Consider the following 18550-nt stretch of genomic DNA (forward strand, 5'->3'; position numbering starts at 1 on the left):
AGGCATGCCCGCAGAATCCCGTTGTTTCCGCCTTGCTTGAAACCATATTAGGGCCAGCACGGCAAGCCAAACCGTTGCGGCAAAAGCGCGCCGTTTGACCCAGATCAAGGAATTCCCCGATGAGTGATGCCCCCTTCCGCCCCTTCGAGACGGCGCTGGACGAAGGCACCGCGCTTGCCATCCTGCGCGCGGCCACGGCGGGCGCCGATGACGGCGAGCTGTTCCTTGAACGCAAGCGGTCCGAGGCGATCGTGATCGACGACGGGCGGATCAAGACCGCATCCTACGACGCCTCCGAAGGCTTTGGCCTGCGCGCCGTGCGGGGCGAAGTGGCGGGATATGCCCATTCCACCGAAATTTCCGAACGCGCGCTGCGGCGGGCCAGCGAAACCGCGCGCCTCGCCGTGGGTGATGGCGGCGGGGTGCTTGCGGCGGCGCCGATGGGCACGAATCTGCGGCTCTACAGCGATGCCGATCCGATGGCGGATGCGACATTCGCCGGCAAGCTTGACCTGCTGAAAGAGATCGACGCCTATGCCCGCGCTCTCGACCCCCGGGTGGTGCAGGTCTCGGCCACCCTCTCGGCGGGCCTGCAAGAGGTGGAAATCCTGCGCCCCGAAGGCCTGCGCCTTGCCGATATCCGCCCGATGGCCCGGCTGAACGTATCGGTGATCGTCGAACAGGGCGGGCGGCGCGAACAGGGCGGGATGGGCAGCGGGGGCCGGATCGGCCTGGCCGCGCTGATGGACCCCGGCCGCTGGAAACCCATGGTGCACGAGGCGCTGCGCATTGCCGTGGTCAACCTTGACGCCGTGCCTGCACCTGCGGGGGTGATGGATGTGGTCCTCGGCCCGGGCTGGCCCGGCATCCTGCTGCACGAGGCGATCGGGCACGGGCTCGAGGGCGATTTCAACCGCAAGCAAACCTCGGCCTTTGCCGGGCTGATGGGGCAGCGCATCGCCGCGCCGGGCGTGACGGTGCTGGATGACGGCACCATCCCCGACCGGCGCGGCTCCATCAGCGTGGATGACGAAGGCACCCCGTCGGGCAAGAACGTGCTGATCGAGGACGGCATCCTCGTGGGCTACATGCAGGATCGGCAGAACGCGCGGCTGATGGGGGTGGCGCCCACGGGGAACGGGCGGCGCGAAAGCTTCGCCCATATCCCCATGCCGCGCATGACGAACACCTACATGCTCGCCGGGCCGGACGATCCGGCCGCGATCCTCGCCGATCTGAAGGACGGGATCTACGCCGTTGGCTTCGGCGGCGGCCAGGTGGACATCACCAATGGCAAATTCGTCTTCAGCTGCACCGAGGCCTACCGCGTCCAGAACGGGCGCGTCGGCGCGCCGGTCAAGGGCGCCACGCTGATCGGCGACGGGGCCACCGCGCTCAAGGGCATCCGCGCCATCGGCAATGATCTCGCGCTGGATCCCGGCATCGGCAATTGCGGCAAGGCCGGGCAATGGGTGCCGGTCGGGGTGGGACAGCCCACACTTATGATCGGCGGCCTCACCGTCGGCGGCAGCGCGGCCTGACGGCCAGGCTTCAGGCGTAGAAGAGGGGGGCTATCTGCCCCCCGGCGCGTGCCGCGCCCCCCCGAGGATATTTGCACAACGGGGAACGGGCGGGGAGAGGGCGGGACAGTGATGGGGAGCCGACAATCCAGAAAGGGTTCCAGCCCCTGCCCAGCGATCCAACCCCGTCAGAGGCGATAAAGGCAGGGGCCTTCCCCGTTGACGGTCATCGGCGTCCCCGCCTGTACCGTGGCTGAAGGATAGCCCGGCCTGATGAACAAAACCTTAAGCCCAAAAGCCATGCTGCTTCCCCGTTGGAAAAATATCCTCGGGGGTGAATGGGCGCGCGCCCCGCGCCCAGAGGGGGCAGACAGCCCCCTTCCCCTTTTCACCGCAAAGCCCCGCCGCGCCGTCAGCGCCCGAACTTGCCTTTCAGCGCATCGGCAAAGGCGTTGCCACCGCCACCGGCCTTTGGGGCCGAGGACATGAGGCCACGCACGGGCTGGCCTTTCGCGGGGGCGGCGCGGCGGTCCTGCGCGGCCTCGCGCGCCTCGCCCGACTGCGATTTCATCGTCAGCCCGATCCGTTTGCGCGGCACGTCCACCTCGACCACGCGCACCCGCACCACATCGCCCGCCTTCACCACCTCATGCGGGTCCTTCACGAACCGGTCGGCCAGCTGGCTGACATGCACCAGCCCGTCCTGATGCACCCCGATATCCACAAAGGCGCCAAAGGCCGCCACGTTGGTCACCGTCCCCTCCAGCAGCATCCCTGGCTTCAGGTCCGAGATTTCATTCACCCCTTCCGTGAAGGTCGCGGTGCGGAAGCTGGGGCGCGGGTCGCGGCCGGGCTTTTCCAGTTCCGCCAGAATGTCCTTGACCGTGGGCAGGCCGAAACGGTCATCCACGAATTGCCGGGGATCCACCGCCTTCAGCGCCGCCGCATCGCCCATCAGGGCGCGGATGTCGCGCCCGCAGGCGACCACGATCCGGCGCGCCACATCATAGGCCTCGGGGTGGACAGATGAGGCATCCAGCGGCTCGGCCCCGCCGGGGATGCGCAGGAAACCTGCCGCCTGTTCAAAGGCCTTGGGTCCCAGCCGCGCAACCTTCAAAAGGTCGCGCCGGGTGCGGAAAGGGCCGTTCGCATCGCGATGGGCGACGATGGCCTCGGCCAGCGACGGCCCCACGCCCGACACGCGCGCCAGCAGCGGGGCAGAAGCCGTGTTCAGATCCACCCCCACGGCGTTCACCGCATCCTCGACCACCGCCTCCAGCGACCGACCCAGACGGTGCTGGTCCACATCATGCTGATACTGGCCCACGCCGATGCTCTTTGGTTCGATCTTCACAAGTTCGGCGAGGGGATCCTGCAACCTGCGGGCAATCGACACGGCCCCGCGGATCGAAACGTCCAAATGCGGGAATTCCTTCGCCGCCAGTTCCGACGCCGAATAGACCGATGCGCCCGCCTCGCTGACGATCACCTTGACCGGCTTTTCCGCCCCCGGCAGCACGGCCAGCATATCGGCCACCATCTTTTCCGTCTCGCGGCTGGCGGTGCCGTTGCCGATGGCGATCAGCTTCACCCCGTGCTTGCCGATCAGCTGCGCCAGCGTCACCTGCGCCCCGCGCAGGTCGTTCTTGGGCTGGAAAGGATAGACGGTGTCATGGGCCAGCACCTTGCCCGTGGCATCCACGACCGCCACCTTCACCCCCGTGCGGATCCCCGGGTCCAGCCCCATCGTGGCCTTGCCCCCGGCGGGGGCGGCAAGGAGCAGATCCTTGAGGTTGCGGGCAAAGACGCGGATCGCCTCTTCCTCGGCCCTCTCCCGCATCTCGCCCATCAGATCGAGCGTCAGCGAGGTGCGGATCTTCACCCGCCAGGCCCAGGCCGCGGCCTCGCGCAGCCACGCATCGCCCGGGCCGCGCCCGCCTGCCGCCAGCACCGCGCCGCAGGCGCGCTCGGCCGGGCTGTCGCCCTTGGGCGCATCGGCATCCACCTCCAGATCCAGCGTCAGGATGCCCTCATTCCGGCCCCGCAGCATGGCCAGCACGCGGTGCGAGGGCGCACCCGCCCAGCCTTCGCTATGGGCGAAGTAATCGGCGAACTTGGCGCCCTCGGCCTCTTTGCCCTCCACCACCTTGGCGGTGAGCTTGGCCACCTGCTTCATGTGGCCGCGCAGGCGGCCCAGCAGATCGGCATTCTCGGCCAGCCCTTCGGCCACGATGTCGCGCGCGCCGTCCAGCGCGGCCTTGGCATCAGGCACGGCTTCGGACAGATAGCCTTGCGCAAGGCCGGCCGGATCGGCCAATCGGTCGGCAAGGATCGCCTCGACCAGCGGGCCAAGGCCGTTTTCCCGCGCGATCATGGCGCGCGTGCGCCGCTTGGGTTTGTAGGGCAGATAGATGTCTTCCAGTTCGGCCTTGGTCGTGGCCTTCACGATCGCGCCCTGCAGCGCATCGGTCATCTTGCCCTGTTCGGTGATCGACGACAGGATCGCCGCACGCCGCGCCTCCAATTCGCGCAAGTAGGCCAGCCGGTCGGCCAGCGTGCGCAGCTGCGTGTCATCAAGTCCCCCCGTCACCTCCTTGCGATAGCGCGCCACGAAAGGCACGGTCGCGCCTTCGTCCAGCAGGCCGATGGCCGCAGCCACCTGCGCGGCTTGCGCGCCGATCTCGGCGGCGATGATCTGGGGGATGCGGCGGGCAGTATCGGGGGTCATGGAATTCCTTTGCGGCGGTCCTGTGTCGCGAAGCGTGACCATAGCCGCGCCGCGCGGCGCATCCAAGACCTGCGGGCGGATTGGGGCCGCCCCTGCGCAAGACCCCTGCACAACCCCGCCCGCCTTGCCTAGATTGGGGGGATGACGCAACGCCCCCCCTCCGCCCATCCGCCTGCGCCGCTGCGCGTGGCGACATGGAACATCCACAAGGGCGTGGGCGCCGACCGCCGCCGCGACCTGCGCCGCACCGCCGCCGTGATCGCCGAGATCACGCCCGACGTGATGGCCCTGCAAGAGGCCGACCGTCGCTTCGGCACGCGGGCAGGGCTTCTGGACCTTGATCACCTGCATGACCTGACGGGGATGCGCCCGCTGCCGACCGGGCTCGACGGCCCGTCGCATGGCTGGCACGGAAACCTGATCCTGTTCCGCCGGGCGCGGGTGACCGACCACCGCCGCCTGTCCCTGCCGGGGCTGGAGCCGCGCGGGGCGCTGATCACCGATCTGCATCTGGACCACGGCCCCCTGCGGGTGGTGGCCGCGCATCTGGGCCTTGTGCGCGCCTCGCGCCGGGCGCAGGCCCGCGCGATCCTTGACGCGCTGGAACGGCTGCCGCCGCTGCCCACCCTGCTGATGGGCGATCTGAACGAATGGCGTGACGGGCCGGGCAGCCCGCTGCATGAATTCGGGCGCCGGTTCAGGCTGCCCGCGCCGGTTTCCAGCTTTCCCGCCCGCCGCCCGTTCCTGCCGCTGGACCGGATGATGGCGACGCCAGAGGGGCGGATCACGGATGTGGCCCTCCATGACACGCCGCTCGCGCGCCGTGCCTCGGACCATCTTCCGCTGACCGCGCGGCTGCATCTGCCGGGGGATGGCGCGTGATCCTGACGCTGGTCATCGGCATGGCGGGCGTTCTGGTGCTGGTCCTGATGGCGGCATCCCTGCTGGCGATGCGGTCCTACAACCGCTTTGCCGCGCGCGCCCGGGGGGCGCCCAGCACCCATCTGCCGCCCGGCGGCGGGCGGGACACCCCGCTTGACCGCCTGCTCGGCCCGCCCGCCGCCGCGCATCCGGGGCGATGCGGCCTCGCGAACCTGCTCGATCCCATGGATGCCTTCGCCGCGCGCAGCCTTTCGGCCGCAGAGGCGGGGCGCAGCCTCGATCTGATCTACTACATCTGGCGCACCGATACCTCGGGCAGCCTGCTGATGGCCGATCTCCTGGCCGCGGCCGACCGTGGGGTGCGGGTGCGGCTCCTCCTCGATGATGTGAATGTTCAGGGCTTCGATCTGGCCTTTCTCGGCCTAACGCACCACCCCAATATCGAGGTGCGCCTGTTCAACCCCGTGCGCAACCGGGGCCACCGCCTGCGCCGGGCGGTGGAATTCGTGCTTGGCCTGTCGCGCTTCAATCGCCGGATGCACAGCAAGTTGTGGATCGCGGATGGCCGTCTGGCGATCCTTGGCGGGCGCAATGTGGGGGATACCTATTTCGGCGTTCCCGGCACGGCCAAGCGTCTGGCCCATGACGCAGACATCCTGCTGGCCGGGCCACTGGTTCAGGATGCGGCCCGGATCTTCGATCAGTTCTGGAACCTCGGCCTGTCCTTGCCGCTGGTCACGCTCTGGCCGGGCCTGCGGCGGAATGACGACCGCTTCCGCAGCCGCCTTGCACGGCGCAACGCCGCGCCGGCGGCCCGCCACTACCGCGACCGCGCCATCGCGGGGCGCGCGGCGCCCGATCTGCTGGCCACCCCCCTGCGCTGGATCGAGGATGTGGCCCTGCTGTCCGATCCGCCGGGCAAAGCACTGGGCCGGCAAGACGGACCGTGGCTGTCGGACCATATCGCCGATCTGCTGCGCGGCGCGCGGGCCGAGCTGCGGCTGACCACGCCCTATTTCGTCCCCGGCGCGGCGGGGCTGGCGCTGATCACCGGGCTGGCGCGGCGGGGCGTGGCCGTGAAGGTGCTGACCAATTCGCTCTCCACCACCGATGTGGCCGGGGTGCACGCCGCCTATGCGCATTACCGCCAGCCCTTGCTGGAATCGGGCGCGGCCTTGTGGGAATTCGCACCCGAACGCCCCCCGCGCGCGGGCCTGCCGCAGGCTGTCCGCGGCAGCCGCGACCGTCTGCATGCCAAGATCTTTCTGGTGGACGGGACCGAGGCGCTGGTCGGGTCGCATAATTTCGACATGCGCTCCGCCCATCTGAACACCGAAATCGGGCTGCGCTTCCGCGATCCCGCGCTGGTGGCCGAACTGGAAAATCTCTTCGACCGCCAGACCGCGCCCGCCTCGGCCTTCTCGGTGACGCTGGAAAACGGTGCGCTGCACTGGAACGTGGTCGCAGGCGGACGCGCGGGCAAAGAGCGGGCCGAGCCTGAGGCCACCATCTGGCGCCGCATTGCCGCCCTCGCGATGGCGCGCCTGCCGCATGACTGGCTCTAGCCCGCCTCACCCCGGCGGCAGGATCAGCAAGGCCCGGAAATCGTTCACATTGGTCAGCGTCGGCCCTGTGATGACCTGATCGCCCAGCGCGGCAAAGAAGCGGTGCGCGTCATTGGCCGCCAGCGCCGCGGCCGCGTCCCACCCGACCGTCGCCGCGCGCTGCAACGTATCGGGGGCGACGATGGCGCCCGCCACCTCGGCCGCGCCATCGACGCCGTCGGTGTCACAGGCGATGGCATGGACGCGGGGCTGGCCCTGCAGGGCCAGCGCAAGGGCAAGGCAGAACTCCGCATTCGGCCCGCCGATCCCGTCGCCGCGCCGGGTGACCGTCAACTCCCCGCCCGACAGGATCAGCACAGACCGATCCCCCGGCGCCAAACCCGCCGCCACCTCGCGCGCAAGCGCGGCCTGCGCGGCGGCCACCTCGCGCGCCTCGCCTTCCAGCGCGTCACCCAGATGCCGCACCTCCACCCCGGGCAGCAGCGCCGCTGCCTGCTCTGCCGCGGCCTGCAACGATTGGCGCGGCGCGGCGTAGATCACGTTCTCCACCCGTGCCAGCCGCGCATCGCCGGGCGGCACCACACCCGACCCCTGCGCCAGCGCCGCACGCACGGCATCCGGCACCGCCACGCCCCAGCGCGCCAGCACCGCCTGCGCATCGGCCGGGGTAGAGGCATCGCCCACCGTCGGCCCCGATCCGATGAAGGCCGGATCATCGCCCGGTACGTCGGAAATCATCAGGGCCAGCATCCGCGCCGGATGGGCCACCGCCGCCAATTGCCCACCCTTCACCCGGCTCAGATGCTTGCGCACCGTGTTCATCCGGTCGATCGGCGCGCCGGAGGCAAGCAGCGCCGAATTCACCGCCTGCTTCTCGGCCAGCGTCACACCCGCGACCGGCGCCACCAGCAGGGCCGACGCCCCGCCCGAGATCAGCGCCAGCACGAAATCCCCTTCCCCCAGCCCCGACAGCAGGTCGATCATCCGCGCCGTGGCCGCCGCGCCCGCCGCATCCGGCACGGGATGGGCGGCCTCCACGATCTCGATCCCCCGGCAGGGGCGGGCATAGCCGTAGCGGGTGATCACCAGCCCCTCGCAGGGGCCCCAGACAGCCTCGACCGCCTCGGCCATGCGGGCGCTGGCCTTGCCAGCCCCCACCACGACAACCCGGCCCGGTGGTTTCGGCGGCAGGAACCGCGCCAGCGACCGCATCGGATCGGCCACCTCCACCGCCCGGTCGAACACTGCGCGCAAGACCGCCGCCGCCTGATCCGCCGTCATATCCCCTCCCCTCCTGCCGGGATCATGCCCGGCCCAGCCGCCGCGCCAGCGCCGCCGCCCGCAGCCGCACCATCGCCACCGCCTGTTCGGGCGTGACTGCGCGGAACCTCACCACCGCATGTGGCCGCAACTGCGCGAAGCCGTCCAGTTCGGAACCGACCAGCGTGGCAATCTTCGGATAGCCGCCCGTCGTCTGATGATCGGCCATCAGCACCGTGGCCACCCCGTCCCCCGCCACCTGCACCGCGCCGCGCAGCACAGGCTCGGACGGGATGGCAAGCGCCCCGTCCGGCGCCAGTGACGGGCCGCGCAGGCGCACCCCCATCCGGTCATAGGCATCGCTCAGCCGGAAGGGCGCCCCCAGCAGCACCTCGATCCGGTCCGCGCCGAAGAACCGCTCCTGCGGCCCGAGGACCAGCGCCACCGGATCACCGGGCGCGCGCGCCCAGACCGGGCAGGGAATCGCGGCCTCGGGCAGCAGCCGGGCGTCTTCGATCACCAGCCGCCGCCCGGCGGTCAGCGCGCCCCCGCCCAAGCCCGACAGCGCATGGGTAGCCACATGGCCCAGCCACGCCTCCGCCTGCAGCACCCCGGCAAAGGCGATGCAGCACCACGCCCCCCAAGGCCCGCGCCGCACGGCCAGCCGGTCGCCCTCTTGGAGGGTGACGACAGACCACGATCCCAGCCGCCGCCCCCCCGCCTCGACCATGAAACCGCCACCGGCGACGGCCACCGACAGCCGCCCCTCTTCCAGTTGCAGCACGATCCCGCCCAGCGATACCTCGGCCACCGCCGCGCCGGGCGGATTGCCCAGCGCGTGATGGGCCAGCGCCATCGCCACACGGTCCATCGGCCCCGACACCGGCACGCCAAAGCGCATCATCCCCGCCCGCCCCGCATCTTGCAGCGAACAATGCGGCCCCGCCTCCAGCACCCGCAACACGGCCCTCGGCATCACGCCCCCCCCGGCGCGGGCAGCGCCCCGGATTGCGTTCCGGCCAGCGCGTCCACCCCGACGCGGCGAAACCGCACGCGATCGCCCACAGCAAACAGGAAGGGTCGCGCGGGATCACCCGTCAGGATGGGCGTGGGCGACCGTCCGATCACCCACCAGCCCGTGGGCATCGTCAGCGTCGTCACCAGACATTGGCCCGCCGCGATGATGACACTGCCCGCAGGCACCCCCCGCACGGGCGCAGGCTTGCGCGGCAGGCGGATCGGCTCTGGCACCCCGGTCAGATAGGCATAACCCGGGGCAAAGCCATACATCGCCACATGGTACTCTCCCGCCAGATGCGCCGCGATGACCGCCTCGACGCTGCACCCGGCCTGTGCCGCCACCGCCGCCAGATCGCGCCCGAACGCGCCGTCATAGCAGACCGGCACTTCATGCACGGCGCCCTGTCCGGCCTCCGGCACAAGGTCTGCCAAACGCGACGCCAGCGCCGCCCGCACTGCGGCGTGATCCGTGACCAGCGGATCAAAGACCACAAGAAGGTTCACCATCGCAGGCACCACTTCCACCTGCCCCGGCACCGGATCGGCCCCAAGCGCGCGGTCCAGCGCCAGAACCGCGGCATGGACCGCCGCGTCCACCACGGTGCCGAACTCCACCAGCACGGCGCGCTCGGCCACAGGGGTCAGGCGGGGAGGCGTCATCTCAGCCCCCGGCAAAGGGCCGGATCGCCACGCCCGCGCCCTCCAGCCGCTTGCGCAGGGCGCGCGCCATGGCCACCGCGCCGGGGCTGTCGCCATGCACGCAGACCGACCGCGCCGCCAGCGCCACCTCGCCCCCGCCCAGCACCGGCATGCGCCCCGTCTCGGCAAAGCGCAGCATCCGCGCGGCCACCTCTTCGGGGTCGTGCAGCACGGCGCCCGGCACTTCGCGCGGCACCAGCCGCCCGTCCGCGCGATAGGCGCGGTCGGCAAAGACCTCGGCCACCACGGGAAGACCCGCCTTGCGCCCCTGCACCTCCAGCTCCGTCCCCGAAATGGCAAGCAGCGCCAGCCTGCCCGGCAGGTCGCGCACCGCCACGGCGATGGCGGCGGCCACCTCGGCCCGGTCGGCGGCGAGGTTCGCCAAGGCGCCATGCGCCTTGACATAGCGCACCTCCACCCCCGCCAGCGCCGCCACGCCCTGCAGGGCACCCACCTGCGCCGCCACCATCCGCGCGATCGCGTCGGGCGGCATGGGGATCACGCGGCGGCCAAATCCTTCGCGATCCGCATAGCCCGGATGCGCGCCCACCACGACACCCCGCGCCGCGGCCTGCCGCAGGCTGGCAAACATCACCTCTGCATCGCCCGCATGGCCACCGCAGGCAAGGTTGGCACTGCTAACGATGTCCAGCATCGCGGCATCATCGCCCATCGTCCAAGGGCCGAACCCTTCGCCCAGATCGGCGTTCAGGTCGATCTCGCGCATCATGCCGCCCGCCCCCCTCGATTCGTGCCACTGCGGCCCTGATCCTGCCCGCCCGCGCGCCCGTGGAAAACCCGCAAAAGCCCCGGACCGGGCGCACATTTTTCCTCTTGCGCCGGGATTTGCCCTTCGTTAGACCGCCCGTCATCCACCGTGGCCCGTTCGTCTATCGGTTAGGACACCAGGTTTTCAACCTGGGAAGAGGGGTTCGACTCCCCTACGGGCTGCCACTCCCCCCTGAACCTGCCAGCCGACGCGCAGACAGCGCCCCGCCGATCATGGCGCGCCCGGCCTCACGGCGCTTGCGTCAAGGCCGGGCTTGCCTATCCTGTGGGCGATTGTTCCCTCGCTCTGGTGTTCCATGATCCGCAAAAGCCCGCGCTTCGCCGCCCGCTCGCTTGCCCTGCCTTTTTTCCTGCTCTTGCCCGCCCTCGCCCAAGCTGCGCCCTGCTCTGACACCGGCGCGCAATACGAGGCGTGGAAACCCGTCATGGCGGCCGAGGCCGAGGCCGCAGGTGTCGGCCCGCGCGGGATTGATGCGCTGATGGCCACCTCCTATTCCAAGGCCACCATCGGCGCCGACCGCAACCAGAAAAGCTTTCGCTACAGCCTCGACAAGTTTCTCGAGGTGCGGGGCGCTAGCGCGATCATCTCGCAGGGGCGCAAACGCAAGGCGCAGAACCCCGATTTCTACGCCGCCCTCGAACGGCAATATGGCGTGCCGGCGGGGGTGCTGATCGCCATCCACGGGATGGAGACGGGCTTTGGCAATTTCATGGGCGACACCAATGTCGTCTCGGCCATCGCGACGCTGGCTTATGACTGCCGCCGGTCGGATTTCTTCACCCCGCATCTGATCGGCGCGTTGAAGCTGATCGACGCGGGCGCCATCAGCCCGCAGACGCGTGGCGCCAAGCATGGCGAACTGGGCCATACCCAGTTCCTGCCCGGCAACGCGCTGACCTATGGCGTGGACGGCAATGGCGACGGGCGCGTGGATCTGACCGATCTGGTCGATGCCATGGCCTCGACAGCCAATTTCCTGCGCCAGAAAGGCTGGCGCCCGGGCGTGGGCTATCAGCAGGGCGAGCCGAACTTTGCCGTGATCGAGGCATGGAACGCCGCCACCGTCTATCAGCAGGCCATCGCGCTGATGGCCGCGCAGATCGACAGCTGACCGCTTCCCTGCAACAGTCCGGGGGGGATCCTCCCCCCCGGCTAAACAGTCGGGCCGCGCCCTCGTTCTCAAAGGAAATGAGGGAGGTGTCGCCATGACCGAAAGAACAGCCTGCTATCGCCTGTCGCACTGTCCCGCCGATGGCGCGCGTCCGTGCCCGGGCTGCACCGCCCGGCCTGCCGCAGTGCCGCGCACGGGCCAACAGACTGGCCAGCAGACGGCCCCGCGCATGACGCTTGCGGAAGATGCGGTAATGGCCATGGCGGCCTCCGTCACCTTCGCCACCGTCTTCATCGCGGTTGCCTTTTGGCTCGCGTGACGCGCGCCCGCCGCAGCGTGGTGATCTTGGGGGATGGTACCGCCTCCCCGGCTCGAACGGGGGACCCCCAGATCCACAATCTGGTGCTCTAACCAACTGAGCTAAGGCGGCACTTGGCGGGCCGTTTACCCCCCAAGCTTGGCGATTGCAAGGGGATGATTGGCCGATCATCGCTGCGGGCCGTCCCGACTTGCGCCGCCCGCGCCAGCGCCGGGGTTGCCCGCGCACGGCTTGCCACCACTTGCATCCCGCGCTAGGCGAAAGGCGTGTCAGAAACGGGGATGCACCATGGGGATCGACAAGCAAAGCGACATCGCGGCCAATATCCAGATCGGCCCCACCGATCAGGGCATGGTGCGCATCTATGTCGAGGCCGAGGGCGGCATCGAACTGCCGCTCGATTTCGATCCGGATGAGGCCGAGGAGATCGCCGAGGAACTCCGCGCCGCCGCCGAGGCCGCCCGCGCCATCGGCTCCGCCCCGTCCAAGGGCAAGCCCGGGCGGCGCTGAGCGGCCATCACAGCGCTACCACACCGCGCCCGCGCCCGGATCGCGCAGCGATTGCAGGCGCAGCGCAGCGTGGCGCGCGAATTTCTGCATCATCACCTTGCGCCGCGCCGGTGCCAGCGGGACCTCCGGCCCCATGCGCAGGATTTCCGCATCATAGGCATCGGCAAGGATCAGGCCCGTCCCTTCGGGCAACAGATCCACCGGAAACTCGGCATCCACGGCCCAGAAGAACCGGTCGCACCATTCCAGATAGCCCTGCCACTTGCGGTCGGCCCGGTAATCGGCCCGGCCGGACTTGCATTCCACCACCCAGATCTCGCCCTTCGGCCCCACCGCCATCACATCCACCCGCAGCCCCGGCGCTGGCACCAATTCCTCGACAGTCACGAAATCCATCGCCAGAAGGCCCCGGCACACCCCGCGCTGCAGGCGCTGGCCGGGGAGCAGGGTCAGGGGATCATCCATCCGGTTCATGCCGCCAACCATGAACCAAACGTGAACATTTTTCAAGCCACCCGCATGGCAGAACCGCGCCGCCCCGGCCCCCGCCCGCATCGCCGCCCTTGCCCTGCCCCGCACGGGCGCCTAAGTCTGGGGATGGCGGGTGCTGCTCTTCGCGTGAGAGGCTCTTTTCCAGTGGCCGATAAGCAACCGATTGGGGGCTGGCTCTGGCAGGATCCTGGTCTTGCTAACTGGCTCCCACCTGAGACCTCTGGCTCTCGGGAAACCATGCCGTCCACGGTCGCTGCGGGCCCGCCACCCAATCCTCGGACAACGTCAGACACGAAAAAAGGGGTGCGATCTCTCGCACCCCCAGGCTTCAGGCACAGGCAGGAACAGTGTCAGAAGCCAAACACCAGCGACACGCCCAGCTTGTTGTCGGTGCGGATCGCCCGGTTGTCGTTGTACTCGGTCAGATAGCTGATCCGGGTCGACACGGCGTCGGTCACGCGGAAGTTCACGCCAAGGTCGTTGTTCACCCGCAGCGCCGAATCCGACGACAGAACGTCGGTATCGTTCGTCATGAACATGCTGTCGCTGATCTTGGCATAGAAGCGCGACCCCGCCAGATAGCCCGTCTCGGTGACCGAGTTGCGCGCGCCATCCTCAAGATAGCTCACCCCGATACCGGCCTGCACGCGCCAGGTCATGTCCGGCGTGTTGATCACGCGGTAACCCGGACCAAAGCCCACGAAACCGTCGCGGCGCACCTCATCGGCCGTATCGGCCAGACCGTCGGCCTCAAGCCGCGCCAGCGCAAAACCGTAGAAGCTCTGGTCAAAGTAATAGTTGGCGTCATAGACGGCGAGGATGTCTTCCTTCGTCTTGGCCGTGCTGTCCTCGGCAAAGTCCACCGCCGCGCCGATCGTCTGCACGAAATTGCCCTGCGCATAAGACAGGCGCACACCACCCGAGAATTCCTGGCTCTCGTTATTGCCGGTCTTGCCCGAATAGCCGATCGAGGCGCTGCCCGACAGGCCCTGCCGCGATTCCGGCGCGCCGAAGCGGGCGGCGTCCTCGGCCCGTTCCATGTCTTCAGCCACGACCTCGTTGATGTCGTCGATCCGGTCATTCACGTCGCGGATGCCGGTGATGTTGGTCTGCGCCAGCACGGGCGCCGCCATCATCATCGCCAGAACCGAGGCACCTGCCGTCTTGGTAATCGTCTTCATCTCATGTCCTTTCCTGCAAGGAGCGGCCCGCACGGGCCACCGAACTTGTCACGAACGCTGAGATAACCGATTGATTTCAGATGAAAATTTAAATTATTCTCAAGCCTGACCCAAGAATTTCTCGTATCCCTTTCCCCTTGAATTCGTCCCCGCGCGCGCCCAGCGCCGCGCCGGGCGGCGATTTTCACGGCGTTTCAGGGGCTTGCGCGGCGGTCAGACGTCGCCCAGCAGGTCGGCCACCTCGGCCTGCACCTGCGCAATTGCCGCCCCAAGGCTGTCGCGCGCCACTTCACGAAGGGTTGACTCGATATCCGTGCGCCAGACGGCCCAGATTTCCTGCGCAAAACTGGGGGCATCGTCCACCGGGAACAGCTGCCCCGCATCCACATAGCTGCGCACCGACCGCGCCGGAACATAGGCCGCAAGGGGCCGCGTCGCGATATAGCGCAGAATCAGCGTCCCCAGCGCCATCTGCACCTCGGGGATCGGCAGTTCCGGCAGCGCCGCCTCGTGAAAGCGCAGGAAATCCTGCCCCCAATCCGCCAGAACATAGCGCCCGCGGACATCCGACAGCTGCGCATCCTCCCATGGCGAGACGAGGATCAGCTCATCCTCCATCAGCATCTCGCAATCCAGACCCGACCGCACCGCCGGGCTATAGGTCAGCGCGGCCTGCAAGGTGCCCTCGGCCAGCCGCCGCATCAGCGCGTCAGGCCCGTCCACCTCGCTTCGCAGGGCGATCTTGGGTTCATGCGCAGCCAGCCCGTCCAGCCAGCGGAACCCCAGCCGCGACCACAGCGACACCTCAGCCCCGATGGCCAGACTGCTCACCGCGCCCTCGGTGCCGCCTACCTGCATCCGCGCCTGTTCCCAACTGCGCAGGATCGCCGCCGCGTGGCGGCGAAACTCGCGCCCCGCCGTGGTGGGCGTCACCCCGGTCTTGCCGCGGTTGAACAGCGGGCGGCCCAACTGCCCCTCCAGCCGGTTGATGCGCAAGGACACCGCCGATTGCGTCACGCGCAGCCGATCCGCCGCCGCCGCAAAAGAGCCCGTGTCGATCACATCCAGAAACGTGCGCAAAAGCTGCATATCCATCGAAAAATACCCCTGACATCAATGCGCCGCGCCCATGGGCGCGGCGGCAACAAAGACCATATGAAAAAGGCCCCTTCCCATCGGGAAGAAGCCTAGCACAGCGCCGTCAGGCGCCAAGGGCCATGCGGCCGGATCAGCGCCGCCCGCGGCGCAGCTGTTTTCCGCGTGCCTCCACCCGCACCGGGATCGGCACCAGATGCTGGCGCAACCCGCCGCGCGGGGCGTCGTCATCCTCGGCCAGGCGCGAGATGGCGATGGCAAACTGAACGCCCGAAAACACGATGCCGTTGAACACCACCAGCATCACCGCCGCCACCAGCCCCGATGACGACCCAAGGATCAACCCCCGAAGGCCCGCCACATCCATCGCAAGCACCGCCCCCAGAAACACCAGCGAAAGCGCAAAGCCCGTGGCGATGCTGGCAACATACAGGCGGATCAATCTGGGCATCGTGGCACTCCTCTACCGACAGAGGGGAGCCTAGCCCCTTGCCGCCGGACGTCCAGCACCAATTTGACGCAGCCCGCGCTTTGCCGCCCCATGCGCGCCATTTCGCCCGGGCGCGGATCAGAACGCGGCGGGTTTCTCCTCGCGCGCCATGTGGTCGAGCACGGCATTCACGAACTTGGCCTCCTTGCCTTCGGGAAAGAAGGCCTTGGCCACATCCACATATTCGTTGATCACCACCTTGGGCGGGGTGTCCATCGACACCAGCTCCCCCCCCGCGGCGCGGAACAGGGCGCGCAGCACCGGATCAATCCGGTCGATGGGCCATTTCGCCACCAGCGCGCGATCCGTCATTTGGTCGATCTTGGCCTGCCAGTCCACGGCAGCATCCACCACCTTGCGGAAATGGTCGGGGTCGCCCTCGGCCATCTCGCCCTCGTCCAGCACTTCGCCGAACCGATGCGTCTCGAACTCACGCACGATCTTTTCGACCGTCTGGCCGCTCGTTTCCATCTGGAACAGCGCCTGCACGGCAAACAGCCGTGCGGCCGATCTCATCTGCTTCTTGTCAGGCGCGGTCATGCCCGGAATCCGATCCCCTTGGTCTGGCCGGCCCAGTTGCGCGAAAGCGCGATCAGATGCAAGGCCGCCGCCGCCGCCCCGCCGCCCTTGTTCTGCCCGGCAGGATCGGCCCGCACCACCGCCTGCGCGCGGTTCTCCACCGTCAGGATACCGTTGCCAATGGCCGCCCCCTGCAATCCCAGCAGGCTGATCGCGCGGCTCGAATCGTTGCACACCGTATCGTAATGCGTCGTCTCGCCCCGGATCACGCAGCCCAGCGCGACATAGCCATCATATTTGGCCAGCCGCTCGGCCATGGCGATCGCCGTCGGCACCTCCAGCGCGCCCGGCACCTCCACCAGATCGACCTCGGCCCCGCAGGCCGCCGCCGTGGCGCGCGCGCCCGCCACCAGATCATCGGTGATGTCCTTGTAATAGGGCGCCACCACGATCAACAGCTTCACCGGCCGGTCAAAGCTGGGCAGCGCCAGCGTGTAATGCGTCTCGCTTCCCGCCATGGCTCAGACCTCCCGCAAGGGGCGCGTGCCGGCGATGGACAGGCCATAGGCCTCCAGCCCCACCACCTTCGGCGCCGCCGAATTCGTCACCAGCGTGATCTGCGACAGGCCCAGCGCCGACAGGATCTGCGCCCCCAGCCCGTATTGCCGCAGCGTCTGGGGCGAATGTTCGCCCCCCTCCACCATCTTCATCGACGTGTCCCGCAAAAGAACCACCACCCCGCGCCCTTCGGCCGCAATCAGCCGCATCGCGGCGGGCAGGTCGCCACCCCCGCCGATGCCCAGCACATCCTCCAATGGGTTCAGCGAATGGACGCGCACCAGAACCGGCGCCTCGCCCGTCAGATCGCCCTTGGTCAGCACCACATGTTCGGCGCCTTGCGTCTCATCGGCATAGACGCGCATCAGCCAGTCGCCGCCATGCACTGACTGCACCGCCTTCACGGCTTTTTCATTCACCAGATTGTCGTGCCGACGCCGATAGGCGATCAGGTCGCTGATCGTGCCGATCTTCAGCCCATGCTTCTGGGCAAAGCTGATCAGGTCAGGCAGCCGCGCCATGGTGCCGTCATCATTCATGATCTCGCAGATCACGCCCGACGGGTTCAGCCCCGCCAGCCGCGCCACATCCACCGCCGCCTCGGTATGGCCCGCCCGCACCAGCACGCCGCCGTCGCGCGCCCGCAACGGGAAGATATGGCCGGGCGAGGCGATGTCGGACGCGCCCTTGGTCGGGTCGATGGCCACCGAAACGGTCCGCGCCCGATCCGCCGCCGAAATGCCCGTGGCGATGCCCTCCACCGCCTCGATCGACAGGGTGAAGGCCGAGGAATGGCGCGACGAATTCTTGCGATCCATCAGCTGCAGGCCCAGCTGATCCACCCGAGCCGCCGTCAGCGCCAGACAGATCAGCCCGCGCCCATGCGTCGCCATGAAGTTGATGGCATTGGGCGTGCACATCTGCGCGGGGATCACCAGATCCCCTTCGTTCTCGCGGTCCTCGTGATCGACAAGGATAAACATCCGCCCGTTGCGGGCATCCTCGATGATCTCCTCGACCGAGGAGATGGCATCCGAGAAATCGGTCTTGGCGTCGGTCATGGTGCAGGCCCTCGCAGCTCTCGCCAGCGTCCTAACGCGCAGCGCGGCCAAAGGCCAGTGCCCGTGCGACGCACAAGCGCTGTGCATCGACATGCCCCACCCTGGGCGCCCCCGCCGGGCCCCGATTTCTGGGTCAGAGATCGCCGCGAAATCTGTGTCAGATTTCGCCCGCCCCGCCGCCGAAATACCGCTCGGCCGGAAGATAGCCCGCCAGCCGCCCCGCCGCGCACCAGTCGCGCTCCAGCGCCATGTCGCCCACAAGGATCACCCGGTCCCCCGGCACCGGCCCCAGCGCGGCGCGGATCGCCGCGCCCGCGGCACGCCACGGCCCCATCAGCGGCGGCGCCGGATGGGCCGCGTCGATCACCGCCCCCGCCGCCGCCAGCACCGCGCCGGGCGTCAGCGGCGGCAGGGCCAGCGCCACCCGACCGCACCCCGTCACCGCCGCCAGCTTGGCCGCCCGCTCCGCCGGCAGCACAGGCAGGGGCGCCAGCATCCGCAGCGCATTGGACGAAAACAGGAAGGCCACCACATCATGCCCCGTCGCCGCCCGGACCGAGGCATAGGTGCGATAGTCCAGCCCCAGTTCCGCCGCCCGCCGCACCCGCAGGCGCACCACCTCGATGGGCAGGGTGGGCAACAGCCGCGCCCGGGCCGCCGTCCAGCAATGCCGCCGCCAGCCGAACCCCGGCTCCAGCGTCGGGCCGCCGTTATGGCCGATCCCGCGCACGGATCCCGTCACGGACCCCG

19 protein-coding genes and 2 tRNA genes are annotated in these 18550 nt (G+C 68.9%); 7 read left to right on the forward strand and 14 right to left on the reverse strand.

From position 1 onward, the window contains the following. Window positions 1–119 precede the first annotated feature (119 nt). Entirely contained in the window at window positions 120–1541 is a 1422-nt protein-coding gene (gene tldD, locus GU920_RS01350; protein ID WP_161765168.1) for a metalloprotease TldD, read from the forward strand. Window positions 1542–1932: 391 nt separating this feature from the next. Here tldD and GU920_RS01355 read toward each other — a convergent pair whose 3' ends face one another. Further along, a complete protein-coding gene (locus GU920_RS01355; protein WP_161765169.1) occupies window positions 1933–4248 on the reverse strand; it encodes a Tex family protein in 2316 nt (771 codons plus the stop codon). Window positions 4249–4389: 141 nt separating this feature from the next. Here GU920_RS01355 and GU920_RS01360 point away from each other — a divergent pair, with 141 nt between their 5' ends. Beyond that, window positions 4390–5130 (forward strand): endonuclease/exonuclease/phosphatase family protein, encoded by a 741-nt coding sequence (locus GU920_RS01360; protein WP_161765171.1) that lies wholly within the window; start codon window positions 4390–4392, stop codon window positions 5128–5130. Next, on the forward strand, window positions 5127–6695 hold the full coding sequence (locus GU920_RS01365) for a phospholipase D family protein (protein WP_161765173.1): 1569 nt from the start codon (window positions 5127–5129) through the stop codon (window positions 6693–6695). The genes GU920_RS01360 and GU920_RS01365 overlap by 4 nt, the downstream gene beginning before the upstream one ends. Before the next feature lie 6 nt (window positions 6696–6701). Here the strand turns inward: GU920_RS01365 and GU920_RS01370 are convergent, their stop codons facing one another. The 4 genes from GU920_RS01370 to GU920_RS01385 are packed head-to-tail and all read right to left on the reverse strand — an operon-like array spanning window position 6702 to window position 10404. Then, entirely contained in the window at window positions 6702–7976 is a 1275-nt protein-coding gene (locus GU920_RS01370; RefSeq protein WP_161765175.1) for a glycerate kinase type-2 family protein, read from the reverse strand. Between the two features lie 22 nt (window positions 7977–7998). Continuing rightward, window positions 7999–8931 carry a 5-oxoprolinase subunit C family protein gene (locus GU920_RS01375; RefSeq protein WP_161765177.1) on the reverse strand — a complete coding sequence of 311 codons (933 nt, stop codon included), beginning with the start codon at window positions 8929–8931 and terminating at the stop codon, window positions 7999–8001. After that, window positions 8931–9635: a 5-oxoprolinase subunit B family protein gene (locus tag GU920_RS01380; protein ID WP_161765179.1), complete on the reverse strand. Its 705-nt coding sequence runs from the start codon at window positions 9633–9635 to the stop codon at window positions 8931–8933. Before GU920_RS01380 ends, GU920_RS01375 begins: the two co-directional genes overlap by 1 nt. Before the next feature lies 1 nt (window position 9636). Continuing rightward, entirely contained in the window at window positions 9637–10404 is a 768-nt protein-coding gene (locus tag GU920_RS01385) for a LamB/YcsF family protein (protein WP_235932981.1), read from the reverse strand. A 149-nt stretch (window positions 10405–10553) separates the two neighbouring features. Between GU920_RS01385 and GU920_RS01390 the strand changes: the two genes are divergently transcribed. The 3 genes from GU920_RS01390 to GU920_RS01400 all read left to right on the forward strand — a co-directional run bounded on the left by GU920_RS01390 (window position 10554) and on the right by GU920_RS01400 (window position 11894). Beyond that, window positions 10554–10628 (forward strand) — tRNA-Glu (locus GU920_RS01390). A gap of 131 nt (window positions 10629–10759) precedes the next feature. Further along, on the forward strand, window positions 10760–11575 hold the full coding sequence (locus tag GU920_RS01395; protein WP_161765180.1) for a lytic murein transglycosylase: 816 nt from the start codon (window positions 10760–10762) through the stop codon (window positions 11573–11575). Between the two features lie 94 nt (window positions 11576–11669). Then, window positions 11670–11894, forward strand: a complete 225-nt coding sequence (locus GU920_RS01400; protein WP_161765182.1) for a hypothetical protein — start codon at window positions 11670–11672, stop codon at window positions 11892–11894. A gap of 34 nt (window positions 11895–11928) precedes the next feature. Here the strand turns inward: GU920_RS01400 and GU920_RS01405 are convergent. After that, window positions 11929–12005, reverse strand: a tRNA-His gene (locus tag GU920_RS01405). Between the two features lie 177 nt (window positions 12006–12182). On the opposite strand from GU920_RS01405, the gene GU920_RS01410 reads away from it, so the two are divergent. Further along, the gene (locus tag GU920_RS01410; protein WP_161765184.1) at window positions 12183–12404 is read left to right on the forward strand and encodes a DUF6324 family protein; all 222 of its coding nucleotides are present in this window, start codon (window positions 12183–12185) and stop codon (window positions 12402–12404) included. Between the two features lie 15 nt (window positions 12405–12419). Here GU920_RS01410 and GU920_RS01415 read toward each other — a convergent pair whose 3' ends face one another. The 8 genes from GU920_RS01415 to GU920_RS01450 all read right to left on the reverse strand — a co-directional run bounded on the left by GU920_RS01415 (window position 12420) and on the right by GU920_RS01450 (window position 18542). Beyond that, window positions 12420–12878: an MmcB family DNA repair protein gene (locus GU920_RS01415; protein ID WP_394351519.1), complete on the reverse strand. Its 459-nt coding sequence runs from the start codon at window positions 12876–12878 to the stop codon at window positions 12420–12422. 368 nt (window positions 12879–13246) lie between these two features. Continuing rightward, window positions 13247–14077: a DUF481 domain-containing protein gene (locus tag GU920_RS01420; RefSeq protein ID WP_161765188.1), complete on the reverse strand. Its 831-nt coding sequence runs from the start codon at window positions 14075–14077 to the stop codon at window positions 13247–13249. Between the two features lie 213 nt (window positions 14078–14290). Beyond that, window positions 14291–15172 carry a LysR family transcriptional regulator gene (locus GU920_RS01425; protein WP_161765189.1) on the reverse strand — a complete coding sequence of 294 codons (882 nt, stop codon included), beginning with the start codon at window positions 15170–15172 and terminating at the stop codon, window positions 14291–14293. A 133-nt stretch (window positions 15173–15305) separates the two neighbouring features. Beyond that, window positions 15306–15623 (reverse strand): hypothetical protein, encoded by a 318-nt coding sequence (locus tag GU920_RS01430; protein WP_161765191.1) that lies wholly within the window; start codon window positions 15621–15623, stop codon window positions 15306–15308. A gap of 117 nt (window positions 15624–15740) precedes the next feature. Further along, on the reverse strand, window positions 15741–16202 hold the full coding sequence (gene nusB / locus GU920_RS01435) for a transcription antitermination factor NusB (protein ID WP_235932983.1): 462 nt from the start codon (window positions 16200–16202) through the stop codon (window positions 15741–15743). Beyond that, window positions 16199–16699: a 6,7-dimethyl-8-ribityllumazine synthase gene (locus tag GU920_RS01440; protein ID WP_161765193.1), complete on the reverse strand. Its 501-nt coding sequence runs from the start codon at window positions 16697–16699 to the stop codon at window positions 16199–16201. The genes nusB and GU920_RS01440 overlap by 4 nt, the downstream gene beginning before the upstream one ends. Before the next feature lie 3 nt (window positions 16700–16702). Continuing rightward, window positions 16703–17800 carry a 3,4-dihydroxy-2-butanone-4-phosphate synthase gene (gene ribB, locus GU920_RS01445; RefSeq protein WP_161765195.1) on the reverse strand — a complete coding sequence of 366 codons (1098 nt, stop codon included), beginning with the start codon at window positions 17798–17800 and terminating at the stop codon, window positions 16703–16705. Between the two features lie 157 nt (window positions 17801–17957). After that, entirely contained in the window at window positions 17958–18542 is a 585-nt protein-coding gene (locus GU920_RS01450) for a hypothetical protein (RefSeq protein WP_161765199.1), read from the reverse strand. Between the last annotated feature and the right edge of the window lie 8 nt (window positions 18543–18550).

This window comes from Paragemmobacter ruber, from assembly GCF_009908315.1.
GTDB lineage: Bacteria > Pseudomonadota > Alphaproteobacteria > Rhodobacterales > Rhodobacteraceae > Paragemmobacter > Paragemmobacter ruber.

Excerpts from the sequence above, each read along its gene's own strand:
- GU920_RS01420 (WP_161765188.1), bottom strand. The coding sequence starts at position 14,077 with ATGAAGACGATTACCAAGACGGCAGGTGCCTCGGTTCTGGCGATGATG.
- GU920_RS01425 (WP_161765189.1), bottom strand. The coding sequence starts at position 15,172 with ATGGATATGCAGCTTTTGCGCACGTTTCTGGATGTGATCGACACGGGC.
- nusB (WP_235932983.1), bottom strand. The coding sequence starts at position 16,202 with ATGACCGCGCCTGACAAGAAGCAGATGAGATCGGCCGCACGGCTGTTT.
- GU920_RS01385 (WP_235932981.1), bottom strand. The coding sequence starts at position 10,404 with ATGATGCGCGAGATCGACCTGAACGCCGATCTGGGCGAAGGGTTCGGC.
- GU920_RS01375 (WP_161765177.1), bottom strand. The coding sequence starts at position 8,931 with ATGCCGAGGGCCGTGTTGCGGGTGCTGGAGGCGGGGCCGCATTGTTCG.
- GU920_RS01370 (WP_161765175.1), bottom strand. The coding sequence starts at position 7,976 with ATGACGGCGGATCAGGCGGCGGCGGTCTTGCGCGCAGTGTTCGACCGG.
- GU920_RS01360 (WP_161765171.1), top strand. The coding sequence starts at position 4,390 with ATGACGCAACGCCCCCCCTCCGCCCATCCGCCTGCGCCGCTGCGCGTG.
- GU920_RS01355 (WP_161765169.1), bottom strand. The coding sequence starts at position 4,248 with ATGACCCCCGATACTGCCCGCCGCATCCCCCAGATCATCGCCGCCGAG.
- GU920_RS01400 (WP_161765182.1), top strand. The coding sequence starts at position 11,670 with ATGACCGAAAGAACAGCCTGCTATCGCCTGTCGCACTGTCCCGCCGAT.
- tldD (WP_161765168.1), top strand. The coding sequence starts at position 120 with ATGAGTGATGCCCCCTTCCGCCCCTTCGAGACGGCGCTGGACGAAGGC.
- GU920_RS01395 (WP_161765180.1), top strand. The coding sequence starts at position 10,760 with ATGATCCGCAAAAGCCCGCGCTTCGCCGCCCGCTCGCTTGCCCTGCCT.
- GU920_RS01415 (WP_394351519.1), bottom strand. The coding sequence starts at position 12,878 with ATGAACCGGATGGATGATCCCCTGACCCTGCTCCCCGGCCAGCGCCTG.
- GU920_RS01440 (WP_161765193.1), bottom strand. The coding sequence starts at position 16,699 with ATGGCGGGAAGCGAGACGCATTACACGCTGGCGCTGCCCAGCTTTGAC.
- ribB (WP_161765195.1), bottom strand. The coding sequence starts at position 17,800 with ATGACCGACGCCAAGACCGATTTCTCGGATGCCATCTCCTCGGTCGAG.
- GU920_RS01430 (WP_161765191.1), bottom strand. The coding sequence starts at position 15,623 with ATGCCCAGATTGATCCGCCTGTATGTTGCCAGCATCGCCACGGGCTTT.
- GU920_RS01410 (WP_161765184.1), top strand. The coding sequence starts at position 12,183 with ATGGGGATCGACAAGCAAAGCGACATCGCGGCCAATATCCAGATCGGC.
- GU920_RS01380 (WP_161765179.1), bottom strand. The coding sequence starts at position 9,635 with ATGACGCCTCCCCGCCTGACCCCTGTGGCCGAGCGCGCCGTGCTGGTG.